Source organism: Klebsiella sp. CN_Kp106 (assembly GCF_040064575.1).
Classification (GTDB): domain Bacteria; phylum Pseudomonadota; class Gammaproteobacteria; order Enterobacterales; family Enterobacteriaceae; genus Klebsiella; species Klebsiella michiganensis.
In genome coordinates this window covers 55,643-76,082 of the sequence record NZ_JBEAIG010000001.1, presented here as the reverse complement: position 1 = coordinate 76,082, position 20,440 = coordinate 55,643, and the positions used below count along the sequence as shown (strand labels likewise).

The 20,440-nt window shown below is 54.9% G+C and carries 15 protein-coding genes; 9 read left to right on the top strand and 6 right to left on the bottom strand.

All coding sequences use genetic code 11. The features are described 5' to 3' along the window. Window positions 1-74 precede the first annotated feature (74 nt). From nfsB to ABLU96_RS00300, 3 genes are all read right to left on the bottom strand, one after another. On the bottom strand, window positions 75-728 hold the full coding sequence (nfsB, locus tag ABLU96_RS00310) for an oxygen-insensitive NAD(P)H nitroreductase (protein ID WP_014228307.1): 654 nt from the start codon (window positions 726-728) through the stop codon (window positions 75-77). Window positions 729-846: 118 nt separating this feature from the next. Continuing rightward, window positions 847-1,215, bottom strand: a complete 369-nt coding sequence (locus ABLU96_RS00305) for an MmcQ/YjbR family DNA-binding protein (protein ID WP_014228308.1) — start codon at window positions 1,213-1,215, stop codon at window positions 847-849. Continuing rightward, on the bottom strand, window positions 1,215-1,796 hold the full coding sequence (locus ABLU96_RS00300; protein ID WP_004848568.1) for a TetR/AcrR family transcriptional regulator: 582 nt from the start codon (window positions 1,794-1,796) through the stop codon (window positions 1,215-1,217). Before ABLU96_RS00300 ends, ABLU96_RS00305 begins: the two co-directional genes overlap by 1 nt. A 190-nt stretch (window positions 1,797-1,986) precedes the next feature. On the opposite strand from ABLU96_RS00300, the gene ABLU96_RS00295 reads away from it, so the two are divergent. From ABLU96_RS00295 to ABLU96_RS00270, 6 genes are all read left to right on the top strand, one after another. Continuing rightward, window positions 1,987-3,087 (top strand): MBL fold metallo-hydrolase, encoded by a 1,101-nt coding sequence (locus ABLU96_RS00295; RefSeq protein ID WP_064405508.1) that lies wholly within the window; start codon window positions 1,987-1,989, stop codon window positions 3,085-3,087. Between the two features lie 32 nt (window positions 3,088-3,119). Further along, complete coding sequence (locus ABLU96_RS00290; protein WP_004848570.1) at window positions 3,120-3,461, top strand: RamA family antibiotic efflux transcriptional regulator; 342 nt, start codon at window positions 3,120-3,122, stop codon at window positions 3,459-3,461. A gap of 425 nt (window positions 3,462-3,886) precedes the next feature. Further along, window positions 3,887-5,236 carry a glycoside hydrolase family 172 protein gene (locus tag ABLU96_RS00285; RefSeq protein WP_032694572.1) on the top strand — a complete coding sequence of 450 codons (1,350 nt, stop codon included), beginning with the start codon at window positions 3,887-3,889 and terminating at the stop codon, window positions 5,234-5,236. Between the two features lie 59 nt (window positions 5,237-5,295). Beyond that, window positions 5,296-6,996, top strand: coding sequence for a glycoside hydrolase family 32 protein (locus ABLU96_RS00280; protein WP_049079263.1), 1,701 nt, complete (start codon window positions 5,296-5,298; stop codon window positions 6,994-6,996). 18 nt (window positions 6,997-7,014) lie between these two features. Further along, on the top strand, window positions 7,015-8,409 hold the full coding sequence (locus ABLU96_RS00275) for a glycoside-pentoside-hexuronide (GPH):cation symporter (RefSeq protein ID WP_064405510.1): 1,395 nt from the start codon (window positions 7,015-7,017) through the stop codon (window positions 8,407-8,409). A 291-nt stretch (window positions 8,410-8,700) separates the two neighbouring features. Further along, window positions 8,701-9,699, top strand: a complete 999-nt coding sequence (locus ABLU96_RS00270) for a LacI family DNA-binding transcriptional regulator (RefSeq protein WP_025107072.1) — start codon at window positions 8,701-8,703, stop codon at window positions 9,697-9,699. Between the two features lie 361 nt (window positions 9,700-10,060). Here the strand turns inward: ABLU96_RS00270 and ABLU96_RS00265 are convergent, their stop codons facing one another. Further along, complete coding sequence (locus ABLU96_RS00265) at window positions 10,061-10,309, bottom strand: DUF1158 domain-containing protein (RefSeq protein ID WP_025107071.1); 249 nt, start codon at window positions 10,307-10,309, stop codon at window positions 10,061-10,063. Between the two features lie 493 nt (window positions 10,310-10,802). Between ABLU96_RS00265 and ABLU96_RS00260 the strand changes: the two genes are divergently transcribed. The 3 genes from ABLU96_RS00260 (at window position 10,803) to ABLU96_RS00250 (ending at window position 17,782) form a co-directional block, all read left to right on the top strand. After that, the gene (locus ABLU96_RS00260) at window positions 10,803-13,526 is read left to right on the top strand and encodes a cation-transporting P-type ATPase (RefSeq protein ID WP_064405513.1); all 2,724 of its coding nucleotides are present in this window, start codon (window positions 10,803-10,805) and stop codon (window positions 13,524-13,526) included. Between the two features lie 70 nt (window positions 13,527-13,596). Beyond that, the gene (locus tag ABLU96_RS00255) at window positions 13,597-14,679 is read left to right on the top strand and encodes an efflux RND transporter periplasmic adaptor subunit (protein WP_064405515.1); all 1,083 of its coding nucleotides are present in this window, start codon (window positions 13,597-13,599) and stop codon (window positions 14,677-14,679) included. A gap of 10 nt (window positions 14,680-14,689) precedes the next feature. Continuing rightward, window positions 14,690-17,782 carry an efflux RND transporter permease subunit gene (locus tag ABLU96_RS00250; RefSeq protein WP_064405517.1) on the top strand — a complete coding sequence of 1,031 codons (3,093 nt, stop codon included), beginning with the start codon at window positions 14,690-14,692 and terminating at the stop codon, window positions 17,780-17,782. 735 nt (window positions 17,783-18,517) lie between these two features. On the opposite strand, the gene ABLU96_RS00245 is transcribed toward ABLU96_RS00250, so the two are convergent. Together ABLU96_RS00245 and ABLU96_RS00240 are read right to left on the bottom strand one after the other, a co-directional pair. Then, entirely contained in the window at window positions 18,518-19,237 is a 720-nt protein-coding gene (locus ABLU96_RS00245; RefSeq protein ID WP_064405519.1) for a phosphodiester glycosidase family protein, read from the bottom strand. 51 nt (window positions 19,238-19,288) lie between these two features. Further along, window positions 19,289-20,404 (bottom strand): YbdK family carboxylate-amine ligase, encoded by a 1,116-nt coding sequence (locus tag ABLU96_RS00240; RefSeq protein WP_049069797.1) that lies wholly within the window; start codon window positions 20,402-20,404, stop codon window positions 19,289-19,291. Between the last annotated feature and the right edge of the window lie 36 nt (window positions 20,405-20,440).

The window sequence follows — 20,440 nt, the reverse complement described above, 5'->3', positions numbered from 1 at the left end:
CGAAGAGAAGAGCTACGGAAGCCCCGGGCGAGGCGCAGCTGCGCCATGACCCGGGCGTTCCCGGCTGAAGGGAATTAAATCTCGGTAATGGTCGTCGCCTGCGGCAGGCGTGATTTCGGCAGCGTAGCGTTGAAGTCTTCGACGCTATGATGGCCGACCGGCACCACCACCAGGCTGGTGTAGCCCTGGGCTTTCAGGTCGAATTCGGCATCGAGAATCGCGAAATCGACGCCTTCAATCGGCACGGCGTCCAGGCCCATTGCCGCCACGCCCAGCAGGAAGTTGCCGACGTTGAGATAAACCTGCTTCGCCATCCACTGATCGTCGTCGTGCAGCTCTTTGCGGTGCATATCGGCAAAGAAGGTGCGGCCTTTATGGTTCGCGGCTTTGGCGTCGGCGTTTGCGAAGCGGCCATCGGCCTCTTCCTGGTTCACCACGCGCTCAAGCCAGGCGTCGTCCATTGCGGTTTTGGCGCAGAACACCACCACGTGGGAGGCATCGAGAATTTTACGTTCGTTAAACACGTAGGTGCCGCTCGCCGCTTTGGCAACGCGCGCTTTGCCTTCATCGCTGCTGGCAACGATAAAGTGCCACGGCTGGGAGTTGGTGCTTGACGGGCTGTACTGCAGCAGCGTTTTCAGGTTTTCCGCCTGCTCGGCAGTTAGCTTTTTGGTGGCGTCAAATGCCTTGGTGGAGTAGCGCTTTAAGGCAACCGATACGATATCCATACTCTTCCTCACTGTTTACAACCCCTTGCGGGTGCGTTTCGTGAAGGAAGAGTACAGCGATGGCGGGCAAATGATAAGGGGCAAAAATGCGATAACACTTATCGCGCAGCGCTGAAAATCAACCCGGACGTAGGCGCTGCTGCTCTTTTTTGCTGAGTTTATCGACGATCAGATTCCACGAATCATCGATCAGCTCCGCCAGCAGATCCACGCTGATGTCCTCGCCGGGAACTACGGTGATCCAGTGCTTTTTGTTCATGTGATAGCCGGGCTCGATGCTGCGGTAAATCGCCTGATGAAGCAGCGATTTTTGCGGATCGCACTTCAGGTTGACCAGCGCGCGGCCGCGTACCGTCGCGGTGAGCATAAAAATCTTCCCGCCGACTTTAAACACATCGTACTCCGGGCCAAACGGCCAGCAGTGCTCGGTAAAGGGGAGCTCCAGCGCGATACGATGCGCGTTGTCATGCAGCGAGCGGTGATCCATCAGCTATTGTCCTCGGCAAGGGCCTGCCACATGGCTTCAAAGCCCAGCTCGACAAAACGGACGGCGCGCTCCGGCTCGTGGCTGGCGTATTCAATGGTGGTTTCGGCCAGCGAAAGAAACAACGCATCGCCGAAGGTACGGTACTCGTCGGATTGAAAAACGGGTTTGATTGAGCGCTGGCACAGTTCATTGAGCTCGGGAAACATCTCCTGGACGCGGTTGCGGGTTTCGTCGGTGATCCGTTCACTCAGCGCCATCCGGCGAATCGCTTTATGCTCCATGGGGTTACGCACGCCCCAGCCGATATAGCTATTCCAGATATTGCGCGTGTTCTCTTTTGGCCGGGTCTCGTTCGGGTTGAGACCCGCTATCATTGTCTGAACCAGGTCTGCTTTTATGGTCAGATAAAGCTCGTTGAGCAAATCGTCCTTGGTGGCAAAGTAGCGAAACAGCGTACCCTCGGCAACCCCGGCGCTGCGGGCGATGGCGGAGGTTGAGGCGGCGATTCCCGATTGGGCAAAGGCGGCGGTTGCGGCCTCCAGTAACGCTTGCTTTTTATCTTCACTCTTAGGACGAGCCACTACACTTTACCTCACTCATAATAAAACCACGATCTAAGCACGCCCGGCATGGGCGCTGCAACGCTGTCTGTCAAAATTTGAAAATCGTCTTGACGACTTTCAGCTTCTTCCTAATAATGAGTGCTTACTCACTCATAATCAAGCCTTATAACAAAAACCTCCAGGAAGGGGGATTTCGCCAGGTCAGGATATGAACCGTGTCACTTTCAGCGTGGTCGCCATCATGTTATTAGCGTCAGCAACAACTTTGCCGTTTGTGTTAAATGCCGGATTTGGTCAGGCGCCGCAGGGCGCGCAGCTCAGCCTGGTGGAGCAGTCGCCGCACTATCATGACGGTCAGTTTCACAATCAGCTTCTGACGCCTGGCTTTACCGGGCAAAAAAATATGCTGGCCGCATGGTGGGAGTTTCTGGTCGCCAAACGTGAAAATGCCAGACCGGCCCAGCCGCTGCCGCTGGTGAACACCGATCTGGCGGGCTTGCCGTCAGGGCAGGACGTGATGGTCTGGCTCGGTCACTCCTCCTGGTATCTGCAGCTGGCGGGCAAACGCATCCTGATCGATCCCGTATTTAGCAACTATGCCGCACCGTTTTCGTTTATTAATAAGGCCTTTGCCGGGGATTACCCGTGGCACGCTGAGGGCATGCCGGATATCGACCTGCTGATTATCTCGCACGATCATTACGACCACCTCGATTACGCCACCATCAAAGCTCTGATGCCGAAGGTCAAGCGCGTGGTGACGCCGCTGGGCGTGGGGTCGCACCTGCGCTACTGGGGAATGGAGAGCGCGATCATCAGCGAGGCGGACTGGAATCAGTCGCTGCAGGTGAGCGATGAGCTAACGGTACACGTCCTGCCCGCGCGCCACTTTTCCGGCCGCGGCCTCAAGCGCAACCAGACCCTGTGGGCCAGCTTTATGTTCGTTACCCCGCAGCAGAAAATTTACTACAGCGGCGACAGCGGCTACGGCCCGCACTTTAAAGCCATCGGCGAACAGTTTGGCGAAGTGGATTTGGCGATCATGGAAAACGGTCAGTATGACCAGGACTGGAAGTACATCCACATGATGCCGGAAGAGACGGCGCAAGCCGCTGACGATGTTCATGCACGCGCGGTACTGCCGGGTCACGCCGGGCGCTTCGTGCTGGCAAAACACACATGGGACGATCCGTACAAAAGGCTGGCGGAGGCCAGCACAGGGCGACCGTGGCGACTGCTGACGCCAATGTTGGGTGAGCCGGTTTGGGTCGCTGATAAAACGCAATCATTTAACGCCTGGTGGCGCTAACGATGAGAGTGGTTCAGGAGGAGAGAGGACATATGACTATTTCCGCTCAGGTCATTGATACTATCGTCGAGTGGATTGATGATAATTTGCATCAGCCGCTACGTATTGACGATATTGCGCGCCACGCCGGTTATTCGAAGTGGCATTTGCAACGACTGTTTTTACAGTATAAAGGGGAGAGTCTTGGGCGCTATATCCGCGAGCGTAAGCTGCTGCTGGCGGCCCGCGATCTGCGCGATACCGATCAGCGGGTCTACGATATTTGCCTGAAATACGGTTTTGACTCGCAGCAAACCTTTACCCGCATCTTCACCCGCACGTTTAATCAGCCGCCGGGTGCCTACCGTAAAGAAAATCACAGCCGCGCGCACTGAAAAGCGTCCGCCGGGGGAAGACCGGCGGACGCTTTTTTACCAGGCTCACATCGTCAGGCCGATTAATGAGTTCCCAGAAACAATTCTCTTAAATAATGCACTAGCGCGATGTCAGGTTCTCCATGGGCCAGCCGTGATTAGCGACTTTGCTCGCGGGAATATCATTATTTTTCAGGCGGAATAGTTGCCCCCACTTTAAGATTTTTTATCTCTTTAGCCTCAGTATTCCATAATCATTTCATTTTAAACACAAAAATGTACACGTGTACATTTTTGTGTTATCGATCACATCTCTTTAATTTCCTGCCTTAACGTCGGTCAAACGAGATTTTAATCACATTTATGCCTGAGTTTAGTCACTAACATTCAAACCAACGCAAATGTACACGTGTACATTTAAATTAAACTGACAATCGGAGGGTATCATGGCTCAACAATACGGTGGTTTTTTACAAAGTCTGGCAACGGTTCGGGATGCAAAAACGGGGCGTCTTTCAAGCTGGGATCAAAGCGGTAAGAATCAGGATTATTGGCTAATTGGTCCCGGGGAAAGCGTAACGCTAGCAGATATTCAAGGGGCTGGCTGTATCACCCATATCTGGATGACGCAATTTTGTCGCCGCGTGCTGGGGGCGAGTGTTATTGATCCCAAAATGGGCCAATGGATTGCGCCAGTCAATGAAATTCACAATGCGTTGGGTGTGTGTTGGGAAGTGGCCGATCCCCATTATTACCGCAAAGTGCTAATTAAAATGTACTGGGACAATGCTGAAGAACCGAGTGTGGTTGTGCCCCTGGGGGACTTTTTCTGTATTGGTCACTCCATGCCCGGTAATATTAATACCCTCCCGATTAATATTTCTACGAAGCCTGAAGAACGCTATAAGTTTGGCGGCAGCGCGGCACTGAACTGTTTCTTTCCAATGCCGTTTAACACGCGCGCCGTCATCGAAATTGAAAATCAGAATGATATTCCCTATGGGCAGTATTTTTACATCGATTATGAAATGTATGCTGAAGAACACAAGGATGATATCGCGTATTTTCATGCTAACTGGAAGCGCGCTAACCCATGCAATGGCTGGGGACCCGAGCTGCAAACCAATAGCCCGGAAGTCAATATCTCAACTTTGAGCGCTGAAGGGAACTATGAAGTGCTTAATGTTGAAGGCGAGGGGCATTATGTCGGCTGTAATTTATCGGTCGCTCATTTCCAGGGAAGCTGGTGGGGGGAGGGTGACGACATGATATTTGTCGATGATGATACATGGCCGCCGAGTATACACGGTACCGGCACGGAAGATTACTTTAATCACGCCTGGGGGATGCAGGATAACGCGGGTTTATATAATGGAACAGCATTACACGAAAGCATCGTTCCCGGCTTCCAGACAAGCTATAAATTTCATATTACCGATCCTGTACATTTCAAGAAACGCATTCGCGTAACAATTGAGCATGGTCACGCCAACCATCTTTGTGATGACTGGGCCTCTACGGCTTACTGGTATCAAAAAAAGCCAGGCGCTGTCACTATCCAGCCTTTAGATGAACGTATTCCTACGACCCCTGGCGATATTGAACGTCGGGGTATCGGTAAATCAACGTGCGAATTGACCGCAGAGCAGCAAATGCAGAAGGACACGGCTAAACGGCGCTTCGAAGAGTTTATGAAAACCCGACAAATTGAAATCGAAGCCAAATTAAAAGCCACCCGAGAAAAAGAAGCCGGCAATAAGAAGCACGCGCAATTTATCGCACGCAAGGTGAAGTAATTTATTAAGTCGTATCGGCCAGTGGCTGAACTGGCCGAGCTTACCTACAGGTCATCAATATGAAAAGTTTCTCAATACCCTCTGCTGAAGGCATCACGATTGAATTTTGGCTGCGCCAAAAGAAAAATAATGAACCGCTACCTCTATTAGTTATTAAAAGCGATAATCAACTGCTATATAAAATCCAGGAAGGGGCTGGTTTTTTTAATTATTATCATTATACCCACCATCAAAAGGGTGAGTTAACCTTAAGCTATGATGAAGACAGGGCAGAGATATCCCTTTTTTATTACTATGATAAAACTAACGTCTATCATCAAGGCGTTATTTACCTTATTGATAATGGCACCGGTCTGCAATGCTACCCAAAATCAAAACTGAAAGAGTGGTATACGCAAGAAACATTCAGACCTCAACTGCATTTCTCACCTTTTCAGGCCTGGATGAATGATCCAAATGGTTTGTGTAAGATAGATGACACTTATCATATGTTCTACCAGTTCAATCCAAACAGTACCGAGTGGGGCCCGATGCACTGGGGGCATGCCATCAGTAACGATTTGATTTCCTGGACGCATTTGCCGGTATTTAACCATCCCGAACATCCCCTGGCTTCTCTGGGGGCGACCGGTGGGGCTTTCTCCGGTACGACCTTTATCAATAACGAAGGCGAGGCGGAAATTTTCTATACGGAACGTCTCCCGGCCTACGATCTCTATAAGGATTATATTGAAGTACAGAAGAAGGCCGCGATTGATCGCTATGGTATTAAAGCAACGCATATCCAGACTATTCTGGAGAAAAAAATAGAATTAGTCGGCTGTGATATTCGCGATCCTAAAGTTTGGTTTGATAGCGAAACGCAGTGCTATCGAATGATCCTCGGCTCCGTTTATGACGGGAACCCGTCCGTGCTTCAATTTGTCTCACGGGACAGTGAGGAATGGGCGTTTGAAAATGTCCTGTATACGGCGCCGGGATATTTTGCTGAAAATAAAGGCCGTTGCGTTGAATGTCCGGATTTTTTCCAGCTGGGCGCTAAATGGGTACTGACTATCGGTATTGTCGGTTATCAGGAGCCAGAGACAAAGCGTCACAATCTTCTGTACGCCATTATTGGCACATTTGACAACGGCGTTTTCACTGCGGAAAGCGAGATGCAAGTGCTGGACTTCGCGACGGAGTATTATGCATTACAAACGTTCAAGGACGGCCAGCGCCAGGTTGGTATTGCATGGCTATTTAATTGGGCAATGAAAAAGCCAATTAAATCATCATATAACGGTGAAATGTCTATTCCAAAAGAAATCTTCATTAACGCCAACAATAAAGTCGCTATGCGCCCCGTTAACGAACTTGAAAAATATGTTGACGAATATTGTGACGTCAAATTGAAAGCCGGTGAGGACCATCGTATCAACAAGGGAAAATCATTAAGGATCCGCTTAGAGCAGGGTTTACAGCCGAACGAAGACCTCATATTGGCCGGAGATAAGGGGGAATGGCTGGCGATTTCATACCGCGATGGCTATGTGAGCATAGAAGAAACCGTCGTGAGTGAAGCGCAATACCGGGCTCGCGCAGCAGAGATAAAAAATCTCGAGATTATTTTTGATGCGGGAATTGTCGAGCTGTTTATCAATGATGGTGAAATCTGCGCAACGAAACGCAGCTATAAACTATCACACTGTAAGCAATTAAAAGTGAATACTCTTCGCGAAAAAAACATACGAATCGAAACCTTACATACAAGCTGGTAAAGCCTGGAGGATTGAAAAATGAATACCACAAGCCAAGAACGGATGTCCGTGCGTGAGCACGTGGCATACGGCTCCGGAGATATGGCCTTAAGTGTTTCAATTATTTCCGCCTCTCTCCTTATTTATACTTTTATGATCAGCGTGGTAGGGCTAACGCCGATTGATGCGGGATGGGTACTCCTCGCCGTGCGTTTGATCGATGCCATTACCGATCCTGTGATGGGGTGGTTGTCAGGTAAGGTGAAAACTCGCTGGGGCCGCTATCGTCATTGGATCGCTATCTGTTCAATTCCCTTTGGTATTTCCCTCTTTATGTTGTTCACCGTGGTTGGTGAAAGTTACAGTGCCAGGCTGGGGTGGACAACAGGGGCATATATTTTAAATAGCATTATGTTTACCATGATTGCGATCCCCTATATTTCTCTTGTCGGGGTAATGACCAACGACCCTGCTGAACGCCTGAAGGCGAATACGTTTCGTTTCCCGATGGCGAAAGCCGCAACCATTATTGTGACCACCTTTGTACCATACTATGTGACTTCTAAAGGCGTTGCCGAGGCTGGAAATGCCTATGCCCTGGCCTTTTTGGTCTTAGGGATTGCCAGCATTATTGTTCTTATGTTTTGTGCTTTTTATGTTAAAGAACGGGTTGAAATTAATAGCCCCAAAAATATTTCAACGAAGAAGCAAATTCTATCATTAATGAAAAATGACCAATGGTTGATTCTCTGTATTACTATGGTCCTGCTACTGATTGCTTTCGCCACGCGTGGTAACATTGCCTTCATTTATGGCACTGAATTTGCAAAAGCCGCAGGTGGATGGGAAATCGGTATCTTCATGGGGATGTGGTCTGCCGGCGGTATCGCTGGTGCGTTGATATCTAAATGGTTAACGGATCGCTATAATAAGCTGGCCGTATTCCGCTGGTCTCTTTATTTGTCCGCGTTAATGGCCGTTGCCATGTATTTTATCGTCGGTATCGGTGATTTATATTTGGCAATCCTCTTCTATTTCCTGTGTTGCGCCGTCTCGGAGATTAACTCGCCTATTTTATGGGCCTCTATCGCTGAGGTGGGTTTTTATGGTGAAATTAAAACCGGGGTGAATACCTCAGGCTTATCGATTGGCTTTATCTCGTTTAGCCAAAAGCTGGGAATGAGTATTTCTGGCCCTATTACGGGCTATACCCTGACCTGGATTGGATATGAAGCGGGAGCTAAATTATCTATGGAAACATTGCTGGGGCTATCGATGGCGGTAACATTTATTCCTGCCATTTTCTTTTTGATAGCCAGTTTTGTATTTAAACGCTATTTTATTGATAATGAATATTTCAGGGAGATGATCGTTAGCAATAAATTACCCACTGATAAGCTATCTAGTGAAAAAGATCGGATAGTAGATTGTTAATGACTTTTTGCTTAAGCATTCAGGTACTAGATTTTGCCGTATCTGGTACCCCGATAACAATTGTTCCGATATCTCCGTAGTGGAAAACGAACATCTTAAAGAGTATAGTAATATTAGGATCGCGGTACTCTTCAAGGCTCACCGATTGCTGCTGAGCGGTGGCAAGCAGATAAGGACCCCGTTGATGATTGGACAAATATCGGAGAGAAAGGTGCGGGTTGGTATTTTTGAGAATAGTTGTGACCCATGTCTGATTTATTTAACGACACACGTTATTGATTGAGAGGGTAGATGGAAATGGTCACAATCAAAGATATAGCGTTGGCATTGGGTATTTCACACGTCACCGTATCAAGAGCGCTTAATAACCCTGAAAAAGTTCAAGCCAAAACCAGAGAGAAGATTTTGGCCAAGGCCAAAGAGCTGCACTATGTCCCCAATGCGGCGGCAAGGGACATGAAAAAATCCCGGCTACCGGTTATTGGCGTTATCTCATTAAATATGGGAAGAAGTAGCTATGGTAGTGAAATGCTGGGTTCGATCAGTGAAAAAGCTAAGGAAACCAACTATCAGTTAATTTTTATCCATGTTGAAGATTCCTCTCCCACCGAACTGGACCTTAATTTTCTTAGAGAGAAACGAATATCAGGTCTTATTTACCTTTCGCTTGATCCTTGTGAAATTGAGTATCAGTCAATATTTGATGAGGTCAAGACCGTGTTTGTTAACTGTCATTGTGCGCGCGGTAATTATTCTAGCGTGCAGGCTGATAACGAGCAAGGATTGTATAATATTGCTAATCTGGTCTTTCATCGCCCATGGTTTACCCGCAGCCTTTTTATTAATTTTGATGAAAGTTATCACGCCGCGGTTAAGCGCAAGCAGGGATATATAAAGGCGCTTAATGATAATCACATTGCGTTTTCTGCTGATGATTACTTTGTTGTTCCGGTTAGCTATGATTATGATTTCACAGTATTAGATAATGATATTCTTGGCGCTATTCAGCGTGGCGTTAATGTCATCTTTTGCGGTCGTGACGAAATTGCGCTGGAAGTATACTTTTCTTTGCAACGGCTGGGATTTTCTATTCCCCAGGACGTTTCGGTGATCGGTTTTGATAACCAGAGTATTATTTCGCAGAGAGTCTATCCTAAGCTTACTACGGTAGAGTTACCTTACCGAAATATGGTATTAAAAGGTTATGATTTAATCGTTTCGGAAGATTCACACTCCATCTGTAATGTAGCGATTAGTTGTGATCCGATCATTCGGGGTTCGTTAAAGTAGGTGGCGGGTATGAGTACAAATAAAGCGGCTTGCGCAGGCGCTTCAGCTATTTATACCCTAAAAACTTGAAAGTATGACGGGTATATTCCGATCAAAGCAGAGACCGGCTCCGTGGACTCTGCTTGCAGAGCCCATCCTGAATCTCTCTTTGTAAGCCTTGACCTGGTGACTCAGGGAGACCTGAAGCACCGTGCACCTCCATTGCCAGGGGACTGTGAAAACCGCAGGCTTCTTCGGCCAGCGGCTCTTACCCTTAACTGCGCTGCGGCTATTGCGAAAACGCGTGAAGCGATAATTTACCGGCCCCGATGACGTCGCCTGGTGAGAAGGCCAGGTCAACGGCATGCGCGACCTGACCGGCTTAGCGCTCAAGGGAAAACCAGCGACGCCAGACCCAGCGTAGCAGCAGATACTCGATGGCGCCCAGCGCTAAAAACCACAGGCAAAAGATCAGGGTATAAAGCTGGTTGAGATCCATCAGATGGAATGTCGCCACCAGCTTCTGCGCCAGCGTCAGGCCCAGCGAGGGCGCCGGCAGCAGCAGGCAGGAGAGTAAAGCCAGCAGGAGAATGCCGGCGGCGCTCATGAGCGTTTCTAGCGGATGTTTCATTATTTGTTAATCATCAGTTAAAAACATATTGTCCGGTAAAAAGAGAATCAATGCAATATGGTTTCGTACGTTATTAAAATACGCATTAAGTATTATATTTAAACATCCGCTTTCTTTTTATGTTAATTATTTTAGTAATATTTGTGATTAAGTTAATTACATTGCAATGTAAATTAACGTCATTATTAAGCCAGCGCTTTTACAAAAGTATAGGTGCTATATCCCACCAGTGTAGCGATAATAATGGCCAGCAGGATGTACAGCACCAGACGGCGTCCGCGATAGATTCCAAACATAGTAGACCTCGTTTAGTTTTGGTTTATTAATATTCTGCAATAGTTGTTTTATAGAATTAACTTACCATAAATTTTGTATTGGCGAGAGAGTAAATATTGCGCAAGCTCAAATTATCTCCCGCCTGTTTGAAATTTTTCTCATTGGCCCGGAATGATTCCAGGCTTTCCGCCTCACGGAATTTTAAGGGAGATATATTTTGACCAAAACGATCAAAACTAATAATACCACCCCCTCAGGGGATGTCGCGCCACGCCGCGCATATCAGCAGACGGTTGATGCGGTGCTGGCGCAGAAAAAAAGCCACGTCGACGGCCTCAGCGCCGCCGAGGCCGCCGAGCGTTTGAAGACCTTCGGCCCCAACGCCTTGCCGGAGAAAAAAGGCAAGCCGGCCTGGCTGCGCTTCCTTGCCCACTTTAACGACGTCCTGATTTTTGTCCTGCTGGCCGCCGCCGCACTCACCGCGGTCATGGGCCACTGGGTCGATACGCTCGTCATCCTTGGCGTTACGGTGATCAACGCCCTGATCGGCCATATCCAGGAGAGCAACGCCGAAAAATCGCTGCAGGGCATCCGCAATATGCTCTCCAGCGACGCGCGCGTGCAGCGCAGCGGCAAGCATGAAACCATCCCGACCCGCGACCTGGTGCCGGGCGATATCGTGATTCTGCGCGCGGGTGACCGCGTGCCTGCCGATATGCGCCTGATTGAGAGCCATAATCTGCGGGTCGAAGAGGCGATTCTCACCGGCGAGTCGACGGTGGTGGATAAAACCACCGACGCGCTGGAAGGCGAACTGCCGCTGGGCGACCGTATCAATATGCTCTTCTCCGGCACCACCATCAGCGCCGGCGGCGGCGTTGGCGTGGTGACCGCAACCGGTCAGGAGACCGAGCTCGGCCACATCAACCAGATGATGGCGGGCATCGAGAAGCACCGCACGCCGCTGCTGGTGCAGATGGATAAGCTCGGTAAGGCGATTTTCGTTATCATCCTGGCGATGATGGCCGCGCTGTTCGTCTTCAGCCTCGCGCTGCGCGACATTCCTCTCGGCGAGCTGCTGCTCTCCCTGATTAGCCTGGCGGTGGCCGCCGTGCCGGAAGGCTTACCGGCGATTATCTCGATTATTCTCTCTCTGGGCGTACAGGCGATGGCGCGCCAGCGGGCGATTATCCGCAAGCTGCCAACGGTGGAAACCCTGGGCGCCATGACCGTGGTGTGCTCGGATAAAACCGGTACCCTGACGATGAACGAGATGACCGTCAAAGCGATCATCACCGCCGACTGCTGCTACCGCGTCGAAGGCGACAGCTACGAGCCTCAGGGTAACATCTGTCTGGAAGGCAGCAACGAGCCGGTGCAGATTAAACCGGGCAGCGTGCTGGAAACCTATCTGCGCACCATCGACCTGTGTAACGACAGCCAGATGATTCAGGACGAGCGCGGCCTGTGGGGCATTACCGGCGGGCCGACCGAAGGGGCGCTGAAGGTACTGGCGGCGAAAGCGCAGCTTGCGCCCGTCGATGCCCGCCTGGTCGCGAAAATCCCGTTCGACTCGCAGTACAAGTACATGGCGACCCACCAGAAAATGGGCGACGTCGAGCAGGTGCTGATTACCGGCGCGCCGGACGTGATTTTTGCCCTGTGCCGCCATCAGTTGAGCAAGCAGGGGGCGGTGCCGTTCGAGCCGCAGTACTGGGAAGAGGAGATGGCGCGCTTTGCCCGCCAGGGCCTGCGTATGGTCGCCGCCGCCTACAAACCGGCGAACGTCGGCAGCACCACGCTGACCCACGACGATCTGCGCGAAGGACTGGTCTTCCTCGGCATTGCCGGAATGATGGACCCGCCGCGTCCGGAAGCGATTGACGCTATCCACGCCTGCCAGAACGCGGGGATCCGCGTGAAGATGATTACCGGCGACCACCCGCAGACGGCGATGAGCATTGGCCAGATGCTGGGGATCACCAACAGCAGCCAGGCGATGACCGGCTATCAGCTGGAGCACATGGACGACGCCGAGCTGGCGAAAGCCGCCGTTGAGTACGATATCTTTGCCCGTACCAGCCCGGAGCACAAGCTGCGCCTGGTGAAAGCGCTGCAGGATAACGGCGAAGTGGTTGGCATGACCGGCGACGGCGTCAACGACGCCCCGGCGCTGCGCCAGGCCGACGTCGGGATCGCCATGGGGATTAAAGGCACCGAGGTGACCAAAGAGGCCGCCGACATGGTCCTGACCGACGACAACTTTGCCACCATCGCCAGTTCGGTCAAAGAGGGGCGTCGGGTCTACGACAACCTGAAGAAGACCATTCTGTTCATCATGCCGACCAACCTGGCGCAGGGGCTGCTGATTATCATCGCCCTGCTGGCGGGGAACATCATTCCGCTGACGCCGGTGCTGATTCTGTGGATGAACATGGCCACCTCCGCGACGCTCTCCTTCGGCCTCGCGTTTGAAGCCGCCGAGCGCAACGCCATGAACCGGCCGCCGCGTAAAACCGGCCAGCACGTTATGGACGCCTTCGCCGTCTGGCGCGTCGCTTTCGTCGGCACCATGATCGCCGTCGCCGCCTTTATGCTTGAAGCCTGGCTGGCGCCGCGCGGCCACAGTCCGGAGTTTATCCGCACCGTCCTGCTGCAGATGCTGGTCACCGCACAGTGGGTCTACATGATTAACTGCCGCAGCAGCGACAGCTTCTCGCTGAACATGGGACTGCTGCGCAACAAAGGCATCTGGCTGGTGAGCGGCGTGCTGCTGCTGATGCAGCTGGTCATCATCTACGTACCGGTGATGCAGACGATGTTTGGCACCGAAGGGCTGCCGCTGCGCTACTGGTTCATCACGCTGGTCATCGGTATCGCGATGTTCCTGGTGGTGGAAGTTGAGAAGCGCCTGACCCGTCGTTTCCGCAAAGCCGCATAGCGTGTCTGACCCGCCCGGCGTCCCTTCTCCTGAGGGGGGAGGGACGCCGCATCGTCGTAAGGAATTCCCCATGAACAAGATTATCCGCTCCGCCCTGCTGGCCTGGGGCCTGGCAGGCTACGCGCTCGCCGCCGCCGCCGCGCCGGCCGTTCCGGTGCGCGTCGCCACCGTGGAACACGCGCCGCATGCCGGTGAACGGCAAATCTCCGGCCGCGTCGAGGCCATTCACTCCGTCGATATTCGCGCCCGCACCGAAGGAAAGATTGTGCAGCGCCACTTCCAGGATGGGCAGTACGTCAACCAGGGCGATCCGCTGTTTACGCTGGATGACGCCCAGCCGAAAGCCGCACTGGCGCTGGCCCAGGCTGAACTGAAAAGCGTGCAGGCTTCGCTACGCCAGGCCCAGCAGCAGCTGAGCCGCTACCAGCAGCTGAAAAATAACCACGCAATCAGCCGCAACGACGTAGACACCGCGCAGATGCAGCGCGATGTCGCCGCCGCCGCCGTCGAGCAGGCCCGGGCGCGCATTGCCGCCCAGCAGATTACGCTCGGCTACACCCGCATTACCTCGCCGGTCACCGGGCGCGTCGGCCATAGTCCTTTTCACGTCGGCGGCCTGGTGAATCCCGCCAGCGGCGTGCTGGTCGATGTGGTCCAGCTTGATCCCATTCGCGTGGCGTTCTCGCTGGATGAGACCGCCTTTTTCGCGAAAGCGGGACAGCACACGGATATCGCCGCGCTGAAGCAGGCGTGGCTGGCGCAGGTGGATGTCGATGGACGGCGTGAAGACGGCGCCCTGACCTCCGTCGATAACCGTATTGATAGCCGCACTGCCAGCGTGGCGCTGCGCGCTGAATTTGCCAATCCGCAGCACCGTCTGCTGCCGGGCGGCAACGTCACGGTTTTCTTCCGGCCGCAGCAGCTTAAGGAGAGCCCGATGATCCCGGCCTCTGCGCTTCAGCAGGATGCGCTGGGCTTTTACTGCTGGGTACTGACGGCGGACAACACCGTGACGATGCGCCGTTTAGCGCCCGGCGGTCAGCATGGCCAGAGCTTCGTGGTGGCCGATGGTCTGAAAGCGGGGGAGCGCGTAGTGACGGAAGGCGCCCAGCGCCTGCGTGACGGCGCGGCCGTTCAGCTGCTGAGTGAATAAGGGAGAGGCGATGCTCACATTTTTTATCCGTCGCCCGCGCTTTGCGATGGTGATTGCCCTGCTGATGACCTTTGTCGGCGCGGTCTCGCTGAAGCTGATCCCGGTCGAGCAGTATCCGCAGATTACGCCGCCGGTCATCAACGTTAGCGCCAGCTGGCCGGGCGCCAGCGCGGCGGACGTGGCGGAAGCCATTGCCGCGCCGCTGGAGACCCAGCTCAACGGCGTCGATCATATGCTCTATATGGAGTCCACCAGTTCCGATGAGGGGACCTACAGCCTGAGCCTGACTTTTGCCGCCGGGACCGATGCCGATTTAGCCGCGATCGACGTGCAGAACCGCGTGTCGCAGGCGGTGGCGCAGCTGCCTGCCGACGTGCAGCAGAACGGCGTGCAGGTGCGTAAGCGGGCGACGAACCTGCTGATGGGCGTGAGTCTCTATTCGCCGCTCGGCACGCTATCGCCGCTGTTTGTCAGCAACTACGCCAGCACTCAGGTGCGCGAGGCGCTGGCGCGTCTACCCGGCGTCGGGGAAGTGCAGATGTTCGGCGCGCGCGACTACAGCATGCGCATCTGGCTGCGCCCCGACCGCATGAACGCGCTGAATATCACAACCGACGATATTGCCCAGGCGCTGCGCGAGCAGAACGTACAGGGCGCGGCGGGGCAGGTGGGGACGCCGCCGGTATTTAACGGCCAGCAGCAGACGCTGACCATCAACGGTATCGGGCGACTCAGCGACGCCGCCGGCTTCGGGCAAATTGTGGTTCGCAGCGGCGAACGCGGCCAGCTGGTACGCCTGTCTGACGTGGCGACCATTGAGCTGGGCGCGCGCAGCTACAGCTCCGGCGCGCAGCTCAACGGCAAAGATTCCGCCTATCTCGGTATCTATCCGACACCCACCGCCAACGCCCTGCAGGTCGCCACCGCGGTGCGCGCTGAGCTGACCCGGCTGCACGCGCGTTTCCCGGCGGATCTCACCTGGGAAGTGAAGTTTGATACCACCCGCTTTGTGGCGGCGACGATCAAAGAGATCGGCGTGTCTCTGGCGCTGACCCTTATGGCGGTGGTGGTGGTGGTTTCGCTGTTCCTCCAGAGCTGGCGGGCGACGCTGATTGTCGCGCTGGCGATCCCGGTGTCGCTTATCGGCACCTTTGCCGTGCTTTATGCGCTGGGCTACAGCGCCAATACCCTGAGCCTGTTCGCGATTATTCTCGCCCTGACGATGGTGGTGGATGACGCCATCGTGGTGGTGGAGAGCGTGGAAACGAAAATGGCGGAGGGGCTGGATCGCGGCGCCGCGACCGCCGAGGCGCTGCGGCAAATCGCCGGGCCGGTGATCGCCACAACTCTGGTGCTGCTGGCGGTGTTTGTGCCGGTAGCGATGCTGCCGGGGATCGTCGGCGAGCTGTATCGCCAGTTTGCGGTGACCTTATCGACGGCGGTGACGCTGTCGAGCGTGGTGGCGCTGACCCTGACGCCCGCGCTGTGCGCGCTGCTGCTGCGTCCGCGGCCGCAGCAGCCAGCCGCCATCTGGCGCGGTTTTAACCGCGGTCTGGATACGGTGCGCGATGGTTACGGGCGTCTGGTCGGGAGGATGAATCGTCGCCCCTGGCTGGCGCTGGCGGCGACGATGGCGGCGGCCGGGGTGGTGGTGTTTAGCTTTATCACCATGCCAAAGGGTTTTCTGCCGCAGGAAGATCAGGGCTACTTCTTTGCCAGCGTGCAGCTGCCTGAAGCCGCCTCGCTGGAGCGTACCGAAGCGGTGATGGCCCAGGCGCGCGAGCTGCTGTTGTTGAATCCGGCGGTTGAGGATGTGATTCAGGTCTCCGGTTTTAATATTCTCAACGGTACCAGCGCTTCAAACGGCGGATTTATCTCGGTGATGCTGAAGGACTGGCACCAGCGGCCGCCGCTGGAGGCGGTGATGGAAAAGGTGCAGGGCCAGCTGATGGGGCTACCGGAGGCGACGATCATGACTTTTGCGCCGCCGACGCTGCCGGGGCTGGGCAACGCTTCCGGGTTTAATTTACGCATTCTGGCCCAGGCCGGACAATCGCCGGCGGAGCTGGAGCAGGTGACGCATCAGGTGCTGCGGACGGCTAATCAGTACCCGCAGCTGAGCCGGGTATTTACCACCTGGAGCAGCAACGTGCCGCAGCTGACGCTCACCGTCGATCGCGACCAGGCGGCCCGGCTGAACGTACCGGTGGCGAGGATTTTCAGCAGCCTGCAAACCGCGTTTGGCGGCACCCGCGCCGGCGATTTCAGCATCAACAATCGTGTCTACCACGTGGTGATGCAAAACGAGATGCAGTGGCGCGAGCGGGCAGAGCAGATAAGCGAGCTGTACGCGCGCAGCGACAGCGGCGAGCGGGTTCGCCTGAGTAATCTGGTGACGATTACGCCGACGGTAGGCGCGCCGTTTATTCAGCAGTATAACCAGTTCCCGTCGGTATCGGTGAGCGGGTCGGCGGCCGAAGGCGTCAGCAGCCGGACGGCAATGGCGGTGATGGAGCAGATTTTACAAGCGAACCTGCCGCACGGTTATGATTACGCCTGGAGCGGCATCTCCTGGCAGGAGCAGCAGACCGGTAACCAGGCGGTGTGGATTGTGCTGGCGGCGGTAGCGATGGCGTGGCTGTTCCTCGTCGCCCAGTATGAGAGCTGGACGCTGCCGGCGAGCGTGATGCTGTCGGTGCTGTTCGCTATCGGTGGGTCCCTGCTGTGGCTCTGGTGGGCCGGTTACGCCAACGATGTATACGTGCAGATAGGCCTGGTGCTGCTGATCGCGCTGGCGGCGAAAAACGCGATTTTGATCGTCGAGTTTGCCCGGGCGAAGCGCGAAGAGGGGATGTCGATCGTCGACGCCGCCCGCGAAGGGGCGACCCGCCGCTTCCGCGCGGTAATGATGACGGCGGTCTCTTTTATCATCGGGATTGTGCCGATGATGCTCGCCACCGGCGCCGGGGCGCAGAGCCGGCGGATTATCGGTACCACGGTGTTCAGCGGCATGCTGGTGGCGACGGTAATCGGCATTTTATTTATTCCTTCGCTATACGTGCTGTTCCAGCGGCTGCGCGAGTGGGCCCACCGCCGGATGTAGGTGGCCCGGACCTGTCCGGGCTACAATACTGCATATTGCCGATAACCCGTAGCCCGGATAAGGCGTTTACGCCGCAACCCGGGGAATATGCCGCGACGTGGTATTGCTGTGGCTTCTTCCCGGCTTGCGCTGCGCTTAGCCGGGCTACCGGGCCGCAGATTACCGGTAATCCGTAGCCCGGACAGGCGCGGCAGCGCCGCCTCCGGGAGATTTTCATGCCGCTGCGGATATGTTTCTGAAACAACGTGTCATGCAGCGATGCCCTGGCCCCCGCTGAAATCGGCGAACCGGAGGACCGAAGACAAGGGCTGGCCGCCAGGGATGGCGGACAGAGGCGAATCGAGACACGACAAAATTGCCTGGAGCAATTTTGAACAGCGCTTGCGCTGGCCCCGTAGGGGCGAGTCCCAGGGATGGGACGAGTAAGGTCGAGTTGAGCCGACCGCAGGCTGAGGTCCGGGAGGTGAGCGCAGTGCGCAGCACCGATTTCTTTGCGGGACCGCGGGGATTGTAAAGGGGGAGACGGTTTTCTCCCCCTTTACCCGTTCACGTACCACGGTGAGATATTTTCTGTGGGATAATAGTGAACGGAATCCCTCAACACCGTCCCGGAGGCGGCGCTGCCACGCCTGTCCGGGTACCCAATCTCCCTCCCTCAGGCACCGGGCCCGGAAATCCCGGGTCGCGGCGTAAACGCCTTACCCGGGCTACTCCCCGCAGACGATGTTTTGCCGACTACCTGCTCTCCACCGCGATCATGGTGACGAACGGATGGTACTGCCACGGCACGCTGCCGCCTTTCTGGTACATCTTCGAAATGGTGCCGTCGAGATAGAGCATCTGGCGCACGTTGAGCCTGGACTGCGCGTAGCAGGCAAAATCATAGAAATTGGTTTCGCGCGCGCTGAGCATAAAGACCACTTTGCCATCGCCGGTGATGCCCACGCCGTTACGCAGCTTGCGCGAACTGGCGGACGGCTTCAGCCGCCAGTTGATCTTGCCGTTTTCAATCAGCATCGGCCCGGACTGCACGGCGTAGCGGATGGCCGGCGACGGCCTGAATTTATCAATGCTGACAATCCCCGCGTTTTGCCCGCGCAGATAAAACACCCCGCCGGGACGAATAAAAAAGTTGCCGCCGCCGGAAGCACGGTTAAGCGGGGTCAGTTGCCTGCCTTTCTCGATATACAGCCCCAGCGGCGCATAGGCTTTATCATAAATTCCGCCGTTCATCGCCATCTGCACCTGTCCGTTGTGGTCGATATCCGCCAGCAGGGCGCGCAGCGATCCCCAGGCTTTGCCGTCCTCTTTTTGCCAGTACATCACGATGCGCTCGCGCTGCGGATCAACGGTATAGCTTTGCAGCGTCAGCGACGGGTCGGTCAGCGAGCACTTCCCGCTGGCGAAAGCGGGCAGGGATAACAGCAGCAGCGGCAGAAGAGAGAAAAAGCGCACGACAGGTTCCAGACAGACGACGAAAGCGTGCAGTATAGCGTTTTATCGCCGCTACGCCGTCCAGATTTCGCAGTGCTTTTGTACCAGCCCGATCAATGACCCGCCGTTGGCGACAAACTCGCGCATCTGCTGCGGCTCGCTGCGATCCTGCTTCGCCTGGCGCACAATCGCCTCCAGCGCGCTGCCGGCATTCAGCTTGTGGGCGCTGGGGGCCAGCCTATCCGCCAGCTGTAAAATTTCTTCGCGCAATGTTCGTTGTTCGCCGCCGTTAACATCGGTATTGATCCCATCGAGCCCGTAGCGGCAGGCCTGATAGCGGTTGAAGGGGTAGAGCAGATAATCCTCGGGCTGATGCTTAAACGGCCGCTCCGTCAGCAGCCAGCAGGCGATGATCTGAATAAACCCGGCGATATTCACCGCCTGAGCAATCGTCAGCGGCGTATCCATCACCCGGACTTCGACGGTACCAAAGCGCGGGCTGGGGCGGATATCCCAGTGCAGATCCTTCATGCTGTCGATCATGCTAGTATAGCTAAGACGGCGAAACAGACCGGTAAAAGCCTGCCAGTTATTCACCCACGGCATCGGGCCGTTATCGGGATAGGCGGCAAACAGGTTAAGCCGCGAGCAGGCAAAGCCGCTATCGGTCCCGTCGAGCCAGGGCGATGCCGCATTCAGCGCGATAAAATGCGGTACGAAGCGCGACAGGCCGTGCAGAAGATAGATGGCATCATCGCCGTTTTGACACCCCACGTGCACGTGCTGGCCGAAGATCGTCGCCTGCTTCGCCAGGTAACCAAAGTGCTCGACGGTTTTCAGGTAGCGCGGGTTATCGCTGATCTGCTGGCGCTGCCAGCTTTGAAACGGATGCGTTCCGCCGCCGCAGATCAGCACATGATGGCGGGAGGCGGCGCGCAGCACCGCCTGTTGAATCGCGCTCAGCTGCGCGGTGGCCTGGTGGATATCGCGGCAGACGCCGGTGGCGATCTCCAGCATGCTTTCGGTAATGTCATGCTTGGCCTCGCCCGCTTTCAGCGTGCCCTGCACCTCGTCAATCAGCGCGGAAGAGTCCTGGCTCAGATCGAAACCCGGCGGGTTGACGACCTGAAGCTCCAGCTCGATACCGAGGGTAAACGGCTCGGAGCGGTGAAAATCAGGTAACGGCATGGCGACTCCCTCTTTCTCTATATAAAGGAGTATATA